Annotated in this window: 16 protein-coding genes and 1 pseudogene; 7 read left to right on the top strand and 10 right to left on the bottom strand. The window is 69.1% G+C overall.

Going from position 1 to position 17,685, the window contains the following annotated elements:
• Nucleotides 1–146 precede the first annotated feature (146 nt).
• Nucleotides 147–1,205 carry a VWA domain-containing protein gene (locus ACIBCK_RS10435; RefSeq protein ID WP_399388680.1) on the top strand — a complete coding sequence of 353 codons (1,059 nt, stop codon included), beginning with the start codon at nt 147–149 and terminating at the stop codon, nt 1,203–1,205.
• Between the two features lie 48 nt (nt 1,206–1,253).
• On the opposite strand, the gene ACIBCK_RS10430 is transcribed toward ACIBCK_RS10435, so the two are convergent.
• The gene (locus tag ACIBCK_RS10430) at nt 1,254–2,057 is read right to left on the bottom strand and encodes an MBL fold metallo-hydrolase (protein WP_399388679.1); all 804 of its coding nucleotides are present in this window, start codon (nt 2,055–2,057) and stop codon (nt 1,254–1,256) included.
• 54 nt (nt 2,058–2,111) lie between these two features.
• On the opposite strand from ACIBCK_RS10430, the pseudogene ACIBCK_RS10425 reads away from it, so the two are divergent.
• A pseudogene (locus ACIBCK_RS10425) lies at nt 2,112–2,534 on the top strand (MFS transporter); the annotation flags it as partial.
• Here ACIBCK_RS10425 and ACIBCK_RS10420 read toward each other — a convergent pair.
• Nucleotides 2,527–3,783: a glycosyltransferase gene (locus tag ACIBCK_RS10420; RefSeq protein ID WP_399388920.1), complete on the bottom strand. Its 1,257-nt coding sequence runs from the start codon at nt 3,781–3,783 to the stop codon at nt 2,527–2,529. The pseudogene ACIBCK_RS10425 and the gene ACIBCK_RS10420 overlap by 8 nt on opposite strands.
• A 217-nt stretch (nt 3,784–4,000) precedes the next feature.
• On the opposite strand from ACIBCK_RS10420, the gene ACIBCK_RS10415 reads away from it, so the two are divergent.
• Nucleotides 4,001–5,170, top strand: coding sequence for an acyltransferase family protein (locus ACIBCK_RS10415; protein ID WP_399388678.1), 1,170 nt, complete (start codon nt 4,001–4,003; stop codon nt 5,168–5,170).
• A gap of 36 nt (nt 5,171–5,206) precedes the next feature.
• On the opposite strand, the gene ACIBCK_RS10410 is transcribed toward ACIBCK_RS10415, so the two are convergent.
• Nucleotides 5,207–5,869 (bottom strand): hypothetical protein, encoded by a 663-nt coding sequence (locus ACIBCK_RS10410; RefSeq protein ID WP_399388676.1) that lies wholly within the window; start codon nt 5,867–5,869, stop codon nt 5,207–5,209.
• Between the two features lie 223 nt (nt 5,870–6,092).
• Here ACIBCK_RS10410 and thpR point away from each other — a divergent pair, with 223 nt between their 5' ends.
• Nucleotides 6,093–6,725, top strand: coding sequence for an RNA 2',3'-cyclic phosphodiesterase (gene thpR, locus ACIBCK_RS10405; RefSeq protein WP_399388674.1), 633 nt, complete (start codon nt 6,093–6,095; stop codon nt 6,723–6,725).
• A gap of 111 nt (nt 6,726–6,836) precedes the next feature.
• On the opposite strand, the gene ACIBCK_RS10400 is transcribed toward thpR, so the two are convergent.
• The 6 genes from ACIBCK_RS10400 to ACIBCK_RS10375 all read right to left on the bottom strand — a co-directional run bounded on the left by ACIBCK_RS10400 (nt 6,837) and on the right by ACIBCK_RS10375 (nt 14,323).
• Nucleotides 6,837–7,025 carry an antitoxin gene (locus tag ACIBCK_RS10400; protein ID WP_367038709.1) on the bottom strand — a complete coding sequence of 63 codons (189 nt, stop codon included), beginning with the start codon at nt 7,023–7,025 and terminating at the stop codon, nt 6,837–6,839.
• A 129-nt stretch (nt 7,026–7,154) separates the two neighbouring features.
• A complete protein-coding gene (locus tag ACIBCK_RS10395; RefSeq protein WP_399388672.1) occupies nt 7,155–8,195 on the bottom strand; it encodes a LacI family DNA-binding transcriptional regulator in 1,041 nt (346 codons plus the stop codon).
• Nucleotides 8,196–8,257: 62 nt separating this feature from the next.
• Nucleotides 8,258–10,702: a glycoside hydrolase family 3 C-terminal domain-containing protein gene (locus tag ACIBCK_RS10390; RefSeq protein WP_399388670.1), complete on the bottom strand. Its 2,445-nt coding sequence runs from the start codon at nt 10,700–10,702 to the stop codon at nt 8,258–8,260.
• A gap of 41 nt (nt 10,703–10,743) precedes the next feature.
• Nucleotides 10,744–12,498: a discoidin domain-containing protein gene (locus ACIBCK_RS10385; protein ID WP_399388668.1), complete on the bottom strand. Its 1,755-nt coding sequence runs from the start codon at nt 12,496–12,498 to the stop codon at nt 10,744–10,746.
• 88 nt (nt 12,499–12,586) lie between these two features.
• Entirely contained in the window at nt 12,587–13,675 is a 1,089-nt protein-coding gene (locus tag ACIBCK_RS10380) for a DUF1996 domain-containing protein (RefSeq protein WP_399388666.1), read from the bottom strand.
• 417 nt (nt 13,676–14,092) lie between these two features.
• Complete coding sequence (locus ACIBCK_RS10375) at nt 14,093–14,323, bottom strand: hypothetical protein (RefSeq protein ID WP_399388664.1); 231 nt, start codon at nt 14,321–14,323, stop codon at nt 14,093–14,095.
• 114 nt (nt 14,324–14,437) lie between these two features.
• Between ACIBCK_RS10375 and ACIBCK_RS10370 the strand changes: the two genes are divergently transcribed.
• A complete protein-coding gene (locus tag ACIBCK_RS10370) occupies nt 14,438–15,454 on the top strand; it encodes a YdcF family protein (protein ID WP_399388662.1) in 1,017 nt (338 codons plus the stop codon).
• Nucleotides 15,455–15,486: 32 nt separating this feature from the next.
• Here ACIBCK_RS10370 and ACIBCK_RS10365 read toward each other — a convergent pair whose 3' ends face one another.
• Nucleotides 15,487–16,326, bottom strand: a complete 840-nt coding sequence (locus ACIBCK_RS10365; protein ID WP_399388660.1) for a LysR family substrate-binding domain-containing protein — start codon at nt 16,324–16,326, stop codon at nt 15,487–15,489.
• 58 nt (nt 16,327–16,384) lie between these two features.
• Here ACIBCK_RS10365 and ACIBCK_RS10360 point away from each other — a divergent pair, with 58 nt between their 5' ends.
• A complete protein-coding gene (locus tag ACIBCK_RS10360) occupies nt 16,385–16,783 on the top strand; it encodes a DUF5997 family protein (RefSeq protein ID WP_399388659.1) in 399 nt (132 codons plus the stop codon).
• A gap of 125 nt (nt 16,784–16,908) precedes the next feature.
• Nucleotides 16,909–17,673, top strand: a complete 765-nt coding sequence (locus ACIBCK_RS10355; protein WP_399388657.1) for a YqjF family protein — start codon at nt 16,909–16,911, stop codon at nt 17,671–17,673.
• Nucleotides 17,674–17,685 lie beyond the last annotated feature (12 nt).

Here is a 17,685-nt window from a genome sequence, read left to right as displayed (position 1 = left end):
GGTGGGTCCGGTCAGCGATCAAGCGGTCGAGAGCAAGGGTCCGGCGGGCGGTGATGGTGCGTCAAGGCCGTTGTCAGTGCCTCCCCATAGAGTGGATATCACTCGGGGAACAGCTCGGGCAGCAGCCTTGGAGAAGGAGCAGAAGCATGTCCGCCAACAGGATTCAGCACAAGGTGAATCACGTCGCGCTGGTAGTGGACTGTTCGGGTTCCATGCGTCCGCATCAGAATCAACTCATCCGCGTCGTGGACGAGTTCGTGGCGGGTTTGAAGGCCGAGTCGGACAGCCTCGGTCACGAAACTCGGATCAGCCTCTATTCCTTCGACCACAGGGTGGAGAACCTCGTCTGGGACATGGACGTGAAGCATCTCCCCTCCATGCGAGGGCTCTACCAAGTCAACAACGGAGCCACGGCCCTCATCGAAGCTTCGCTGAAATCCCTGGACGACCTGGGACACATCTGGGAGGAATACGGCGAGCACAGCTTCCTGCAGATCGTGGTGACGGACGGCGAGGAGAACGCCTCCGGCGGCGACAGGCGGCACGACGGCGACATGACGATCCTCGGCCCCTGGCTCGACAAGATCGCGGCGAAGATGGGCGGGCTCCCCGGCCACTGGACCTCCGCCATCCTCGTGCCGAACTCCCTGGCCAAGCGCACCGCGCAGAACTACGGCTTCCCGGCAGGGAACATAGCCATCTGGGACGCGGACTCGCAGGAGGGTGTCGAGGAGGCCATCGGCACCGTGCGCGCCGCCGCCACCAGCTTCCTCCGGGCCCGTGAGAAGGGCGTGCGCGGCACGAAGAATCTGTTCGCCGTCGGTCAGGACATATCGATCGACGAAGTGCGGGCGAATCTCGAACCGATTCCGGCCGACAGGTATCGACTCCTGAAGGTCGACAAGGAGGTCGAGATCCGCCCCTTCGTCGATTCGCATCCGGGTGTGGCATACGAACGCGGTTCCTGTTACTACCAATTGGGCGCCCGCGCCCAGGTGCAGCCGAACAAGGAAGTCATAGTGGTCGAGAAGGACACCGACCGCGCCTATACGGGCGACGCGGCGCGCAGCCTTCTGTTCGGGTCGGGCATTCAAGGGACCGTCTCGGTGAAGGCGGGCAACAATCCCAAGCTGGAGGTCTATGTACAGAGTCGTTCGGTGAACAGGAAACTCAAGCCGAAGACACGTCTGCTCATCATGCTCTGAAATGCACGGGTCATGCGCTGAAATGCGCCGGCGGCGGCGCCGGGCGGGTCAGCGGGTGAGGAACGGCTCGGTCAGGTGTGGGGTCGCGAGGTGGAGGGTGCCGGCGGCCCAGTCGTGGAGCACCCGTTCCCTTGACGCCCTTGCCTGCTCCGGGTCCATCTCGTGGGCGTAGGCGAGTTCGGGGTGGAGCAGCTGGATCGCGTGCACGAGCAGGTCGCCGGTGACGGCGACCTGTTCGCGCCCGGACGCGATGAGCACGCTCTGATGTCCTGGCGTGTGCCCGGGCGTGGCGAGCACGCGCTCGCCGCCGCGCAACGGGGTGTCACCGTCGAGCAGCCGCAGCTGATCGGTCTTCCGGAGCGGGTCGGTCACCGTGGACCGCAGCTGCGGGTTGACGTCCTCGATCGCCTCGAACTCGGCCTGCTGCAACAGGTATTCGGCGTTCGGGAAGAACGGCCGCGCCTGCTCGCCGCCGACGACGGCCCAGCCCACGTGGTCGGTGTGGAGGTGCGTGAGCACCACGGTGTCCACGTCGGATGGTTCGATGCCCGCGGATGCCAGCGAGGCCGGCAGCGCGCCGGGCACGGGCGCCCACGAGGCCGCCGGTCCTTCGGCGGGACCGATCCCCGCGTCGACCAGGGTCACGCCCCGGTCGCTGCGGATCGCGAACGCGCGGAACTGGAGCCACCAGCGCCCTTCGACGTCGAGCGCGCCGGGATCGAACCGGTCGGCAGCCGACCACTGCTCGGTGGTGGCACCGGGGAACGCCTCCGCCCTGGGGGAGAAGAAGGGGCCTGCGCCGTCGGCGAGCGCGATGACGGTGTACGGGCCTACCTGAAGGGAAGGGGGCATCCCGCAGATGATGCCACCGGCGTCCGGCCCACGACCATGCGGGCTGCCGACTCCGCCCCCCCCCTGCGCTACGGCCTGCTCCTGCGCTCCACCGTCACTCTCTTCGCACGGGAACGACTGCTGCGGCTCCAGGCCCTGTTCGGTCTGCTGGTCTTCGCCGCGTTCAGCGCCCTGTGGAGCAGCATCGCGCTGCCGCTCAGCGAAGCCCCGTACTCCCTGTCCCACAGCGCGATCAGGGCGCTGGGAGTCGTCGGTATCGTCCACGCCCTTGCCGCGACCGTGGCGGGTGGGCTGACCGGCGGGTACATGGTGTTCTACTCCATCGGCAGCGCCACCGGCGCCATCGCGGCGACCTCCCTCTACGCGGTGGCCGGCTGGGGTGCCGTATGCGCATTGGGGGCCACGTTCAGCTGCCTCGGGCTCGCGCTGTGGGTGATCACAGGCCGAGGCAAGCCCCCGACTCCGTGCGTCAGTTGAACCTCCGCTTCACCGCGTCCTTGACGCCGTAGGCCACCCCGATCAGTGAGCCTCTGCTCTGGTGCGCGACGGCTTTCATGGCCCCGCCCGGGCCACGCCTGCTCGCGAGTTGGGCGCAGGCGTCGGCGAAGCGGTCCGCGATGAGAGCCGGTTCGTACCGCGCCGAGGAGATGCGAGCCGCATCGGCCATCCGCTGACGGAGCTCATCACTGTTGATGAGCTCCAGGAGGTTCTGGGCAAGGACCTCTTCATCACCCATGGGCACGAGACGCCCGTCGACTCCGTCGGAGATGATCTCTCTCGGCCCCAGGGGGCAGTCGGTGGAGACAACGGGCACTCCGCACCGCATCGCTTCAACGATCGTCATGCCGAAGGACTCGTGGTCCGAAGCGCTCGCGGCGAGGCCCGCCTTGAGCCACTCGACTTCCAGGGGTGAAACAGCACCCATGAGGGAAGCGTGCTTTTCCAGGCCCAATTCCTCGATGAGTCGCTGGAGTTGCGTTGCGTGGCCTCCGCCGATTCCTGGGCCGAAGATACGCAGGACCCAGTCAGGGCGGTCGGCGCGGACTCTGTCGAATGCTCGGATAAGGAGGTCGTACCGTTTGGTGGGTACGAGTCTCCCGGCAGCGACGACTGCTTTGTCCCTGATATCCGGCGGAGGGCTCAGTGGCGCCGGAACAGGATTGGGGAATGCTTCGATGCGCACTCCCGGAAGTGTCATCTGCCGGCGATAGACATCCGCGTCAGCCGCGGTGGTGGTCGTCAGCATGTCCAGGCGTGGGTAGAGCCGACGCAATGCCCGCCGCAGCGGTCGCGGGTGGTTGTGGAACGTCAGGTGCTCTTGACCTACGCGCAGCGGACCCCGCTTGGCCTGCAGACAGATATGGGCGTTCAGCCCCGGTCGAGTACCCACGACGACGTCGCTCGTCAGCGTGGACAGGTGATGAGCGATCCGCTGGTCGGTCAGCGCGCTGTAGTGCGGGTACTGCGTCTCACTGCGGGGGAAGGCAGCAGCGGGCCTACGGGCCTCGGGCAGGTCCCCCTCGTAACCCGGGGTCCCCTGCCTCAGATCGACCAGGTGCCGAATGCGGATCTGCGGATGCAGCGGGAACACGGGCGAATCCCTGTGCCGATAGACCGAGACGATCTCCACATCATGCTGCTCGACAAGCGCGTTGGCGAGATTGATGGTGGTGCGGATCGTGCCGCCGAAACCGAAGGAATTGTGGATGAGAAATGAGATGTGCAAGGTGCCGTAGCTCCCGTAGCCGCACTCCGTACGGAGTCGCCAAGGCCCCAGCACAATGGAGAATTGCGGAAATGGGGCCACTCGTCATGCCAACGACAGGACCCACCGAAGGTTGCGAGCCGTAGGACCCCCTCGGATGAGTGAAATTATCCGGCAATATGGAGGGGCTCGTCCGCATGAACCACATCGGCCGCTCGCGCAGTGCTGTCGTCCCTTCATGCGCAGCAGCAACCGGCAGTACCTCGTATCCGTGGACCACTTGCGTGCCTACGCTGCCGTGCTGGTGCTCCTCTGCCACGGGACGCACATGATCTCCCCGTTCCTCAGGGAGATCCCGAACAGTGACCCGCACGGCTGGCTGTACTCGGAGAACCCCCTGGCCACCCTGGTCTTCGAGGGCCATTCCGGGGTGGCCCTCTTCATGGTGCTCTCCGGATTCATCTTCACCATCGGCACGCTGGGCAAGGACGTCCACTACGGCCGGTTCCTGGGCAACCGCGTGCTGCGGATCTTCCCGCTCTACATCGCGTTGATCATCCTGGGCATCGGTGCACACAAGCAGGGCGCGGGCCTGCTGCCGGTTCTCCAGTCCCTGGTCGGTCTCGGCAATCTGCCCGGGTCCCTGAACCTGGGAGCCGTGTCGAGCATGTGGTGGGCCATCGCGGTCGAGTTGCAGTTCTATCTGCTGTTCCCGCTGTTCAGCAGGCTCCTCACCAAGCGCGGCCCGGTGGCTCTGTGCAAGCTCCTGGCCGCCGTCGCCGTGCTCCGGGCCCTGGTGTGGGCGTCGGCCGCCGGCAGCATCAGCGTGAACTCGATGCTCTACTACAGCCTCGCGGGCAGGATCGATCAGTTCCTGCTCGGCATGGTGGCCGCCTGGTTCTTCGTGCACCACCGGGAACGGTTCCGGGGACTGCTGAAGGTCGGCGTCGCGACAGCCCTGGCCGTGGGCGCCATCTGGGCCTTCAACCAGACCCATGCCTTCCACGAACGGCACGCCACACGCCTGCTCTGGGTCGACGTCGAAGGGGCCCTGTGGGCCCTGGTGGTGCTGACCTATGTGGCCACGGTCTCCTCGACGGGGATCGTGTCGAGAGGCATCGCCAAGGTCGGCGAGATGAGCTTCTCCGTCTATCTGCTCCACTACATGGTCGTCACCGCGATCATCTCCCGCCGCTGGTGGTTCGAGCTGACGGGACGGCCGGTGGTGGATGCCTTCCTCACCGCGGTGGCGGCGGTTCTGCCCCTCACCTTGGCGGCGGCCGTGGTCACGTTCAACGGCATCGAACGGCCGTTCCTCCGATGGCGTCGCGCCTACCTCCTCACCGCCCCGCCCGAGCCCACCCCGCTCCCCCCTGCCCCCAAAGCCGCGGTCGTCTCGCCGAGATAGCCGAAGGCCGGCGTCTTCACGAGAACTGACGCACCATCAGAAGACGGAGAACACCCGCCGGAACAGATCCAAGGCCTCGTCGGCCCAGCCCATGACGCCCAGGGCCGAGCCCAGATTCCCCGGCGGACGGTTGACGAGTGTGTCGTGGCGGATCAGCCGGTCGAAGTCGACGAGCACCGGGTCCTGGCAGGGAGTGCTCCCGTCCGGGCGGAAGAAGCGGACGCCCGCCAGCCGCATCACGTTGATGACCTCCTGGGCGAGAATGCCGTACCCGACCGTCGTCGGATGAACGCCGTCGAGCGAGAACAGGCCACCGTCCGTGCGCCGTTCGCCCTCACCGGCGAGGAAGTGGGAGTTCGGGGGTGGCGTCAGCGCCCGCAGCGCCGACGGCAGCGGGTACGGCTGCCACCACTTCGGCCGGGCCAGCGGGTCCTCGGCGTACCGGCGCGACGCGAGGCGGTCCATCAGGCCACAGGTCTCCAGCAGATACCAGTCCTTCCCCTTCACGCGGGCGGCCCGGACCGTCTCGGTGATTGCGTCGTTGTACGCGTCGATCGCCTCGTCGACCTGTCGTGCCTGCTCGGCGGTGATGCTGGGGTCCCTGCCCGCGTCGAAGTCGCGGTCCGTGATCCACGGGCGGGTGTAATACGGGAAGTACCGCGAGCCTGGCTTCGTCTTGCCTGACACACCGCGGGCCATCGGCGCGATGGTGACGTGCGGAACGGTGCACCAGATGACGTGGCGCGCCCTGATGTCAGAGACCTCGCGAAGCCTCTTCCTGCGTAGCAGAGCCGGGGAAGGGGGGCACCGTCCATGACGAGAAATACGCGGAACTCGGTGAGCCGGGTGTGGTCGCGCCGACACCGCCCTGCGCTGAGGGTCGCCGGTTGTCGGGCGACGGGGATGCGGTACGAAGGCTTCTGTGAACGAACAGAACCCGCCCGCGACCGTTCGTGTCTTCATCGCTCTGGCCCCGCCCGACGAAGCGAAGCAGGAACTGGAGCGGGCGCTCGACCCTGCCTACCAGGCGCATCCACGCATGCGGTGGAACCGCATCGAGGACTGGCACATCACTCTGGCGTTTCTCGGCGAGGTCCCGGCCTCGGTGATTCCGGTGCTGCGTACGCCGCTCGCGCGCCTCGCGGCCGACCGCGAGCCCTTGAATCTGGCGCTGAGCGGTGGCGGGCACTTCGACGAGCGTGTGCTGTGGAGCGGGATCGACGGCGACCTCGAAGAGCTGCATCTGCTCGCCACCGAGGTGCGTGCCGTGGCCGACGCGTGCGGATTCCCCCATGCCGGTCGGCCGTTTCGCCCCCACCTGACACTGGCCCGCGCCCGCAGGGACACCCCGTCGTGCGCGGTGGAAGCAGCTGCCGGACTCGCCGGGTTCACCGGTCGGCCCTGGCAGGCCGAACGTCTGCACCTGGTCGCCAGCAACGTCGGCCGCGGACCAGGGCCCATTCACTACGGCGATGTCGGCGCCTGGAGCTTCGATGGTGGTTCGGCCGCCGGTCGGCGCTCCGCCCGCTCGTCAGATCCGCGAGCTCAGTCCTGACAGCCGAGTGCCCCCGCCCCTGCATCACGGGGGCGGGGCGGCAGCGCCGCAGCCACACAGCGCGGATAGAAGAATCCAGGCTAGCGGCGGGCACTGACAAACGTCGGCCTGTTACTGCTGCGGGGGACGGTCCTGGTCCCTGCCGAACTGGTCCCTGAGCTTGTCCTGGCCGGTGTCGACCTGACTCGAGTACTTGCCCTGGGTCTTGTCGTCGACGAAGTCACCCGCCTTGTCGATGCCCTGCCCGGCCTTGTCCTCGTGCCCCTTGAGCATCTGCTTGAGCTTGTCCATGACTGACATGGGCAGCCGCCTCTCTGTGTCGCCCCCACACCCAGGCTCACACCACGGGGCGTGATCCGCATCCGGTGGCCCCGAACACCCCCACGGCCTGCGACAACGCGGTCGTCCGCGGTCCGTCGCCGTCGCGCGCTAGGCCGACTCCCGCACCACGAGTTCCGGCTCGAAGATCACCGATGTGGGGTCCGTCCGTACGCCCTCGATCTGTTCCTGCAGCAGCCGCGCCATCTCCGCGCCCATCTCTTCCACGGGCTGCCGCACGGTCGTCAGCGGAGGCACGCAGGTGACCGCCACGCTCGAGTCGTCGAAGCCGACGACCGCCACGTCCTGCGGAGCCTGCTTGCCCGCTTCCCTCAGGACCTGGCACGCGCCTTGCGCCATCAGGTCGTTGGCCGCGAACACCCCGTCGATGTCCGGGTGCTCGGCCAGCAGCCCGCGCATCGCCCTCGCTCCGCTCTCCAGGGTGAACCCGCCCTCGGCCACGGGGATGTAGGGCTGTCCGCCACGCTCCATGCCGTCCTGGAAACCTGCGAGCCGTTCGCGCCCCGCAGGGATGTCCAGCGGCCCCGAAATGGTCGCCACCCGTCGGCAGCCGCGGGACAGGAGATGCTCGGCGGCCAGCCTCGCGCCGTCCCGGTGCGCGAAGTCCACGTACGTGACGCGGGCGCGGAGAGAGGGGCGTGCGAAGAACACGGCGGGCGACCCGGCTTCGGCGAGCAGCTCCGGCAGCGGGTCCTGGGCGTGGGTCGACACGACCAGGGCCCCGTCCGCGTTGCCCTGGCGCAGATAGGTCAGAACCTGCTGCCGGGAGTCCTCCGTCTCCGCGAACATCAGCACCGGATGCATGGCACGCGGGCGCAGGAACCCCACCACTCCGCTGACGGCACGGCCGAAGAAGGGGTCCGCGAACACCCGCGCGGCGAACGCGTTCTGGGCCGTGTCGGTCTGGTCCCCTGCGCCCGACACGACCAGGGCGATGGTGCCCGCGCGCTGGGTCACCAAGGAGCGCGCGGCGCGGTTGGGCGCGTAGCCCGTGCGCTCGATGGCCGCTCGCACCACGTCCTGGATGGCGGGGGCGACGTTGCGCACGCCGTTGACCACCCGGGAGACGGTGGCACGGGAGACCCCCGCTTCGCGCGCCACGTCCTCGAGCGTCGGCATCTGTCTGTCCATTCGGGAACCCTAACGCCCCGCGACCAGGCGTCATAGAGCGCTCTCCCGTGCCGGCCCGGAGGTCAGGGGCGGTGATTCGGCCTGCGTACGGTCGTCGTCGCCGTCAGGGGCAGGTCTCCGGCGCTGCGCCCGGCGAGGATCTGCCAGGCGCCCGCTTCGGTCCGCCATCGGCGCTCCCCCACATCCCAGTGGCGCAGCGCCCTGGCCGGCACCTCCACCGACGCGGTCACCGTCTCACCCGGCTCCGCCCGGACCGCGGCGAAACCCGCGAGCCACCGGACCGGCCGCTCCACGGCGGAGTCGGGCCGCGCGAGGTAGACCTGCACCACCTCTCGCCCGGGACGCGGGCCCGTGTTGCGCAGCCGCACCTGCACGAGCAGGGCCTCTCCCTCGCCGACCGTGCTCGCGACCCGGAGGCGTTCGTAACCCCACGTCGTGTAGCCCAGGCCGTGCCCGAACCAGTAGGCGGGTTCGCGGCCCGCCCGCAGCCAGGCCCGGTAGCCGATGTGCATCCCTTCCGCGTAGGCGAGCGTGCCGTCCCGCGGGCGGGTCTCGCTGACCGGGGCGTCCGTGAGCGCGGCTCCCCACGTGGTGGGCAGGCGGCCACCCGGCTCCGCCTGCCCGAAGAGGACATCGGCGAGTCCGGTCCCCGCCTCCTGACCGGGGAACCATGACAGGAGCAGGGCGCCTGCCTGTTCGCGCCAGGGCAGCTCCACGGGTCCGCCCGAGTTGACGACGACCACGGTGCGCGGATTCGCGGCGGCGACCGCCGCGACCAGTTCGTCCTGGCGGCCCGGAAGGGTGAGCGAGGTGCGGTCGTGCCCCTCGGATTCGCTGCCCTCGGTGGTGCCGACGACGACCACGGCCACGTCCGCGTCCCGCGCGGCCCGGACGGCTTCGGCCAGGGCCCGGTCGGGGTCCGGTTCGGGCGCGGCGGCCGTCACGACGACGGCGCGGCCGGTATCGGGCGCCAGTTCGCGGCGGGCCACGACGTGTGCGGCGTGGTCGGCGGGCAGCCATACCGAGGCGTGCTGTCGTGGTGGGTCGAGATGAATGACCGCGGGGTCCTCGGTGTCGCGCGCGAACTCTCCTTCCACCAAGGTCTGTTCGTCCACCGTGAGATTCATCCGGCCGTAGCCACCTACGCCGAACGTCCACTTCCCTTCGCCTGCCGTGCGTACCAGCGCGCTGATCTCGATGGTGTGGGCCTCCGGCGCGAGAGGGGGCTCCAACTGCCGTCCGGTAAGGCGGTGTTCGACGGACAGCTCACGCCCGTCCGCCGTCAGCACCCGCAGCAGCACGCCGGGCTCCCCGGTGCGGGGGTTCGCGCAGCGTGCGAGGTCGAGTGGCCTCGGCCGCCCGCCCAGGTCGGGCCCGGGAACGTGCAGCACCCGGGCCCGCCCTCGCAGCCGGGCCCGGATCCCCTCCAGCGGTGTCACGACGTCCGCCGGGAAGACTCCGGCGCTGCCTTCTCCCTGGAGCCGGGGCGCCGACGCGTGCCGTCCGATGACTGCCACGCTGCGCAGCGCGGAGGCGTCCAGGGGCAGGACGTTCTCGTTGCGCAGCATCACGGTGCCGGCAGCGACCGCCCGTTGCAGCAGTCGGCGTGCGGTACCGCTGGGCCACGCGCGCGGGGGACGCCTTCGGCCGCTGCCGAGCGCGCCGACGCGGTCGGCCAGGGTGAGCAGGCGTACCACCTTGTCGTCGATGGCCTCCTCAGGGACGTGGCCGCCGCGGACCGCCGCCACCAGAGCCGCGCCCCACGGGCTCTCCGGGCCCGGCATCGCGAGGTCCTGGGCCGCCGCCGCGCTCTGGGCCGTCAGGCGCACGGCGCCCCAGTCGGAGACGACGGCCCCGTCGAATCCCCACTCTCCTTTCAGCGGTTGGGCCAACAGGTCGTTGGCCGTCATCGTCGTGCCGTTGACGCGGTTGTACGCGCTCATGACGAGCCATACGCCCGCGCCGACGGCGGCTTCGAACGGGGCCAGATACACCTCGCGCAACGTCCGCTCGTCCACCCGTACATCCAGGGTGAGCCGTTCGGTCTCCGAGTCGTTCGCCACATAGTGCTTGGCGGTCGCGGCGACCCCGTGCGCCTGGATGCCGCGGATCAGGGCGGCTCCGGTGCGCGCGGCCAGTTCGGGGTCTTCGGTCAGGCACTCGAAGTGGCGCCCTCCCAGCGGGGTGCGGTGGAGGTTCAAGGTGGGCGCGAGGACCGCGTGCACGCCCTTGCGCAGCGCCTCGAAGGCCAGCAGCTCGCCCAGCTCCCCCGCCAGTTGCTCGTCCCAAAGGGAGCCAAGTGCGGAGGCGGAGGGCAGGAGCAGCGAGGGGCGGCGCTCGTCCCACTCCTCCCCCCGCACACCGGCAGGGCCGTCCGAGAAGACCATCTCCCGTAGCCCCACGGCCGGTTCGGCCCGGGTGCGCCACACGGTGGCTCCGGTCAGGAGCTCCACCTTCCGCTCCAGGTCCAGCGTGCCCACAAGACAGAGCAGTTCGTCGCGCGTCATCCTCTACTCCTCCCGAATGATCCCGGCCCCGCTCCGGTGGATCAGCTGTAGACGCCGAACTCGTAGAGCGAGTAGCCGTATCCGGTGCCTCGCTCCGTGCCGTTGACCCGCACATAGCGGCCCGAACCGTTCACATCGAAGTCGTCGACACCGCCGTTGCCGCCACGCACCTCGTGCACGGTCCTCCAGTTCTGTCCGTCGTCCGAGGTCTGGATCGTGTACGTCTTCGCGTACGACGTCTCCCAGTTGAGCTGGACGTGCTTGAAGGAAGTGGTGGAGCCCAGGTCCACCTGGAGCCACTGCGGGTCGCTCCAGTCACTGGCCCACCGGGTGTTCTGCTTGCCGTCCACCGCGTTGGCCGCGGTGCACGGGCAGTCGCCGCTGCCGGGCTGGAAGGACGAGGCGGTCGCGGGCTTGCCCTGGGCGACGTTCGTGCCGTCGACCGGGGGCACCACCACACGCACGGACCGCGTCTCGATGCCGACGTTGCCCTTGCCGTCGCTGACCTTGACGTAGATCTTCCAGACACCGGGCTTGTCCGGGGCCGTGACCTTCAGGCGGCCCGATCCCTGGTCCGTGACGGCCAGCGGGGTGAGGTCCTTGTTCTTGTCTATGTACATGCTGTTGGCGAGCACCTCGTAGGACAGCGCGTCGCCGTCGGGGTCGCTGACCTTGGTCGTGAGCGTGAGCGGGCTGCCCGCGGGGACCTTGCCCGCGTCGCCGTCGACGGCCAGTTCGGAGATGACCGGCGGGGTGTTGTCACCAGCGGTGCTGCCCTTGTAGGCCTTCTTCACCGCGTAGTACGACAGCCTCTTCTGGCCGGCGGGAAGCAGGTTGAACCACACGCCACCGAAGTCGTACTCGGTGCCGTAGTGGAACATCGTGGCGCCGAGCGCGACACCTCGGTGACCGGTGACGCAGTCCCAGGCTTTGGTGTAACCGGCGGCCTTGGCCTGGTCGGTGGGCTCCTCGGGGACCCCGTTGGCGTCGTCGGGGACCTCCCACTCGCCGGCTGGCCCGGTCTCGGTGACGATGTAGGGCTTGTCGTAACCGCCTTGCTCCCAGTCGGACTTGACGTCGCACGTGGCGTCGTAGGCGTTGACGGCGTACAGGTCGAGGTCAGGCGCGTTCTTCTTGTAGTACGGCCAGGCTCCGGTCCAGGCGTCGGTGGAGGTGACGGGGTGGTTGGGGTCCACCGCATGGATCTTCTTGGCGACGTCGTTGACGAAGGTGGTGTATGCGTTGCGCTGCTTCTCCAACTCGTCCCCGGCGTAACAGTTCTGCAGGCCGAGCACCGACTCGTTGCCCACGTTCCACATCAGGACACCGGGGTTGTCCTTGTAGGTGTCCACCCACTTCGGGAACTCCTCGAGCATCTTGTCCTTGTACGCCGTGTCCGTCAGGTAGTTGACACAGCCCCCGCTCCCCGGGCCGCCGCCGGGCTGGAGCCAGAAGCCCGCGACGACCTTGATGCCGTGGGCGGCCGCGGAGTCGAACAGGGGCTTGCTGGAGGCGTCAGTGCCCCAGGTCCGGATGGTGTTGACGCCCATGGACCGCAGGTCGGGCAGGTACTTGTCGGCGTCCGCGACGGAAGGTCCCCAGGTCAGGCCCTTGACCTGGTAGGGCGAGCCGTCGACGGTGAGCTGCCAGTTGCCCTGTGAACCGGTCACCTTCACGACGCTGCCTGCCGCGTGCGCCTGCTGGGCGGGGAGCACCAGGGCGGCGGTCACGAGCAGGCCCGCGGTCGCTGGGGCAACGATGCTGCGAAGGGAGGGGGCTGTGCGCGGTCTGCGCATGGGGGTCTCCTGGGCGAGGGGGGAAGTGCGGGGGAAGGGGGATTGCCTGCGAAGGGCGGAAGGGGGTCCCGCCCTTCGCAGGCCGGGGTCATGGCAGTTCGTAGTTCTCGTCGAGCGCCGCGCCCGCTTCGGGGTGCGTCTGGTCATAGCCGCGCGGGTCGCACTGCAGGCCGCCGACGATGCAGTGATCCACCAGCGCCTTCAGCGTCGCGTCGTCCCACGCGTTGAAGAAGTCGTAGTGGAAGGAGTGGCCGGTCCCGCTCGCAAGACGGACCTTCGACATGTCCCCGTTGACGGGGAACGCCATCTTGAACTCGACCATCGGCAGGGCGACGGGGTGACTGGTGGGGCACACATTGTCGTTGGTGCCGTCCTTGACCACCGGGTAGGACATATGGCTCTGGTGGTCCGGGGAGTCCAGCGTCTTGCCGTCCCAGCAACTGGGCGCCTGGAAACGGATGTTGAGCTGTGTGTCACGCGTCGTGGGGCAGTCCTTGGGGAAGTCGACGTTGAAGTAGCTTTCCCCGCACTCCCACCCTTCGACGAAGCCGGGGTGGTCGCGGAACTCCTGCGCGCTCTGCATCGGGCTGCCGACGACGAACCTGAGGCCCTTGGGGAACGGCCGCACGCTCGTGTAGTCGGTGACCCCGGCCTTGTAGTAGATCGTCTGATCCCCTACGGGCCGTATCTCCTGGTCGCCGTTGTACAGCGTGGGCATCCAGTACGCCGACCTGTCGCCGGGGGCAAGGCACTTGGTGGACCCGGAGTCCAGGGATCCCGTGGTGCTGCTCGCGTTCGTCGTGGTGTTGCCCATGAACGTGTGGTCGTGCGACTTGCCGGGCTGCCCGGGATAGACGATGGGGTCGTCGGGGGCGGTGTGCGACACCGAGCAGTGCGCCTGGAACTCGTGGAAGTAGCGGTGCGGGGGCTGCTCGGCCGACGGTTCGACGCCGGTGACGGGCGACTTCGCGGGGATGTACCCGTCCGCGTCGGCGTCCTCCGCCGCCGCGCGAGTGGATGCGGCCATGGTGTGGCCCGAGTGCGATGTCGCGGCCTTCGACGTCCGGGACTCGGACGCGTGATCGGCGCTCACCGCTATGCCACCGATACCGAGGGAGCTCAGTAACAGGGCGCCCGCGATCAGCGCTCCCGAGATCGTTCTCGATCTCCGTGCCATGGAGACCTCCTGCCACGTGGAGAGGGATGGGGGGCCGGCCTGACCGGGAGCCGTGGCCGTGCACTCCCGGAGGCCGGGGCGAGCACCCGACCGTAATGACTGTGGGAGAGCGCTCTCCCGGAGTGTTCCCACCGTGACGCGAACGTGTCAAGAGGTAGCGCATTCTTGGACGCGAGGGAGTGTGGTGCACCTGGCTGGCAACTCGATGCGCGTTCGCGGGTGTTGGTGGCCTACGCAGAACTCGCGGCAAGGTGCGGGCAGGGCAGGCCGGAGAGCGCTCTCCGACATAGCAGAGACGGGCCGCTCGGTGGCCGGGCAGGTGGACGTGCGGCGGGGCCGGGACGCGTACGTCCCGGCCCCGCTATCAGGTTGTGCCTCAGAGGTCGTATCTCAGAGGTCGTGCCTCAGAAGTCGTCCTCAGAGGTGCTGGGTGCTGGAGATGTCGGGGGCGACCACGCCGAGACCGGCGCCGGGTGTCTGCGGGGCGCCCTCGATCGACGGAGCGGCGTCGCCGATCTCGTCCAGCGCGCCCACGGCGTGGGCGGGCTCCCTCGCGTCCGCGGTGTCCGCCCCCTGGGGCGGGCTGATGGCGGCGATGACAGCCCCGGCGGCGAGAGAGGCAACGGCCAGTACGCTTCGCTTCTTCATACCGGGGTCAACTCCCTGTCGCGCAGAAGGGCACGGCCTGGCCCCGGAGATCACCGCAGCGGACGTCTTCGGATCCGGTGCGAAGCAGGGAGCGGCGGCGCCTACGCTGTGCGGATGTTGGTCTACGCCCCGGCGGTACTCCTCTTCCTCGTCTTCTGCGTGCGCGTGGCGCGCGAGCGCAGGAAGTTCAGCAATGCCGTGATCCTGGGGCTCGCCGCGCTCCTCGGTCTCGCGGCCTGGCTGTTCCAACTGGTCAGGTCCGGCTCGGCATCGGGTCAGGCCGTGGCGTGGGCGCTGCTGGTGCTCGGCGCTCTGAGCATCCTCGTACTGACAGGCTTCCTGTTCTCCAACGGCCTGCAGATGGTGCGCAAGGAAGGCCGAAGCCCGACCAACTTGCTTTCACTGGTGGCAGCTTTGGCCATTTTGGCCGTCGTGGCGCTGGTGGTCATGGCGGTGGTCGTACGGACGCCGGTGTGGGTCGGGGTGGGAACGGCGGCCGGCGGGCTCGCCGCCTATCTCGCGTTCCTGTTCCTGTGTTTCGTCTGTTACGCGTTCCTCTACGGGCGGCTGCGCGTGCACCGCAAGGCCGACTTCGTGGTCGTCCTCGGCTCGGGGCTCGTCAACGGGTCCACCGTGCCGCCTCTGCTGGCCAGTCGGCTCAGGCGGGCGCAGTCGGTGCACGCGCGCCTCGCCGAGCGTGGCGATGCGCCGGTGGTCATCACCTCGGGCGGCCAGGGGCCGGACGAGGACGTGCCGGAGTCCCACGCGATGGCCGACGATCTGATCGCCCATGGGTTTCCCGCGGGCCTGATCGAGCGGGAGGACCGCTCGACGACGACCGACGAGAATCTCCGGTTCAGCAAGGCGATCATGGAGAAGTCGAAGCCGGACTACCGGTGCGTCATCGTCACGAACAACTACCACGCCTTCCGTGCCGCACTCACCGCTCGGCGGACCGGGATCAAGGGCCAGGTGGTGGGCTCGCCGACCGCCGCGTACTTCTGGCCCACCGCGACGATCCGTGAGTTCGCCGCGGTCCTCGTGGCCTACAAGCGGACCAACGCGGCGATCTGCCTGCTGCTCGTCCTCGGCGGGGTGGCCGCCTGGTGGGGCCAGCAGAACGCCTCTTGATGCCGCCCTAGCCCTGGACGCCGAAGGCCTGACTACGGCCGGCGGCGGGGCTTGCCGCGCTTGCCGGCACTCTTCGCTGCGCCGCCCTTGGATGCGCCGCCCTTGGATGCGCCGCCCTTTGCTGCGCCGCCCGCACCGCCGCGGGTGCTCTTGCCCGACTTACCGGCGGGCTTGCCCGCCGTCGGCTTGCGTCGGGCGGTGTTCTTGTCGAGTGTCTTGCGCTTCGACTGGTCCGGCGCCGCACCGGCGGCCGGGGTCTGGGAGCGGCCGCGTGAGCTGTTGACGGTGCGTCCCCGCACGATCCCGATGAAGTCCTCCACCAGGTCCGTGGTCGCGTCCTCCGGCCAGGACAGCGCGACCCGCGATTCGGGGGCTTCGGTGAGCGGCCGGTAGGTGAGGTCCTTGCGGTGGTGCAGGCGGGCGAGCGACTGGGGGACGGCGAGGACGCCGATGCCCGCGGCCACCAGTTCGATGGCGTCGGCCGTCGTCTCGGGGCGCTCGTTCGCCGGCTTTCCCGGCAGCTTCTCCCACGGGAGGGTGTCGTCGAGGGGGTGCAGGACGATCTCGTCGGCCAGGTCCTCCGCGGTCACTTCGTCGACCGCCGCGATGACGTGGTCCTTGGGGATCACCACGACTGTCGTCTCGGTGTAGAGGGGGATCGCGCTGAGGTCCGTACGGTCGACCGGCAGCCGTACGAAGCCGGCGTCGGCGCCGCCGCTCCGCAGGAGCTCGAAAACCTCGCCGGGGGCCACCCCCACGAGAGTCAGGGGCACGTCAGGGAGCCGCTCGTTCCAGATCCGCACCCACTTGGTGGGTGTCACCCCCGGTACGTACGCGAGCCTGAAAGAAGGGGTTACCTGCGAGTCCGTCACCCCGCCAGGTTACCGGTCGTGGTCGGCGGTAGCTCACACGCTCGATACCCTGGGGACCATGACGTCGCACCAGACCGCCCAGACCATGAAGCCCGCGACCGCGGCGAAGAAGCTGGGTGTGTACCTCGAGGCCACCCCCGCCGAGTTCCAGGAGGGTGTCGTCTCGCGCACCGAGCTGAACGCCCTGCAGACCGAGCCGCCCGAGTGGCTCCAGGAGCTGCGGCGCACCGGCCCGCACCCCCGGCCGGTCGTCGCGTCGAAGCTCGGCGTGTCCATCGCCGGTCTCGCGCGCGGCGGGCTCACCGAGGCCCTCACCACGGAGCAGATCGAGGCGATCAAGACCGACAACCCGGAGTGGCTGCAGAAGGAGCGCGCCACCCAGGCCGAGGTCCGCAAGGAGTCGGTACGCATCAAGGAGAAGAACGCCGCGGAGCAGGAGCGCCGGTCGCGTTCCTGACCCGACCCAGAACCGCGCATGACTGGGCCCCCGGCTGACACATCAGCCGGGGGCCCAGTCGTGCGCGCCCGCCCCCACACCCGACCCCGTGGCAAGCACGGCCGGGGCCCTGCGATGCTGATCGCGTGGTCCTCACCCCCGCAGTGCCGGAACCGATTACCGCCGATCCGCCCGCCTCCGCCGAGAACCCGCTGCTCACGCAGTCGTGGCTGGACCTTGCCTTCGTGCACTGGGCCGTGGACCCCGCGGATGTCGCGCCGCTCCTTCCTGCCGGTACGGTCCCCGATCTCCACGACGGGGCGACCTACGTGGGTCTGGTCGCGTTCCGCATGCACCGGGTCGGCTGGTTCAGGCTCCCCGGCATCCCCTATCTGGGTACGTTTCCCGAGACCAACGTCCGCCTCTACTCGGTGGACGCCCATGGCCGCCGCGGCGTCGTCTTCCGCTCCCTCGACGCCTCGCGCCTGATTCCGGTGGCGGTCGCGCGCGGTGCCTTCCGGCTGCCGTACCAGTGGTCGCGGATGAGCATCCGGCGCAGCGGTGACACCGTGACGTACACGAGCGCCAGGCGCTGGCCGGGGCCGCGGGGCGCCCACAGCCGTATCGCCGTCCGGGTGGGCGAGCCGGTCGAGGAGCCCACTGATCTCGAGCACTTCCTCACCGCTCGGTGGGGCATGCACAACACGTTCTTCGGGCGGCAGATGTTCCTGCCGAACGTGCATCCGCGCTGGCCGCTGCACCGGGCCGATCTGATCGAGTGCGACGAGGACCTGATCGCGGCCGCGGGGCTGCCGCGGCCGGTCGGGGACCCGGTGAGTGTGCTGTATTCGCCGGGTGTCCCGGTCCGCTTCGGGCGCCCCGCCCGGCCGGGCGGCATCCCGACTCCCTGAGGGACGCCGCCG

The sequence above is a fragment of the Streptomyces sp. NPDC051218 genome (genome assembly GCF_044455475.1).
Lineage (GTDB): Bacteria > Actinomycetota > Actinomycetes > Streptomycetales > Streptomycetaceae > Streptomyces.
The sequence above is the reverse complement of the archived record's forward strand: the minus strand, read 5'-3'. Positions and strand labels throughout refer to the sequence as shown.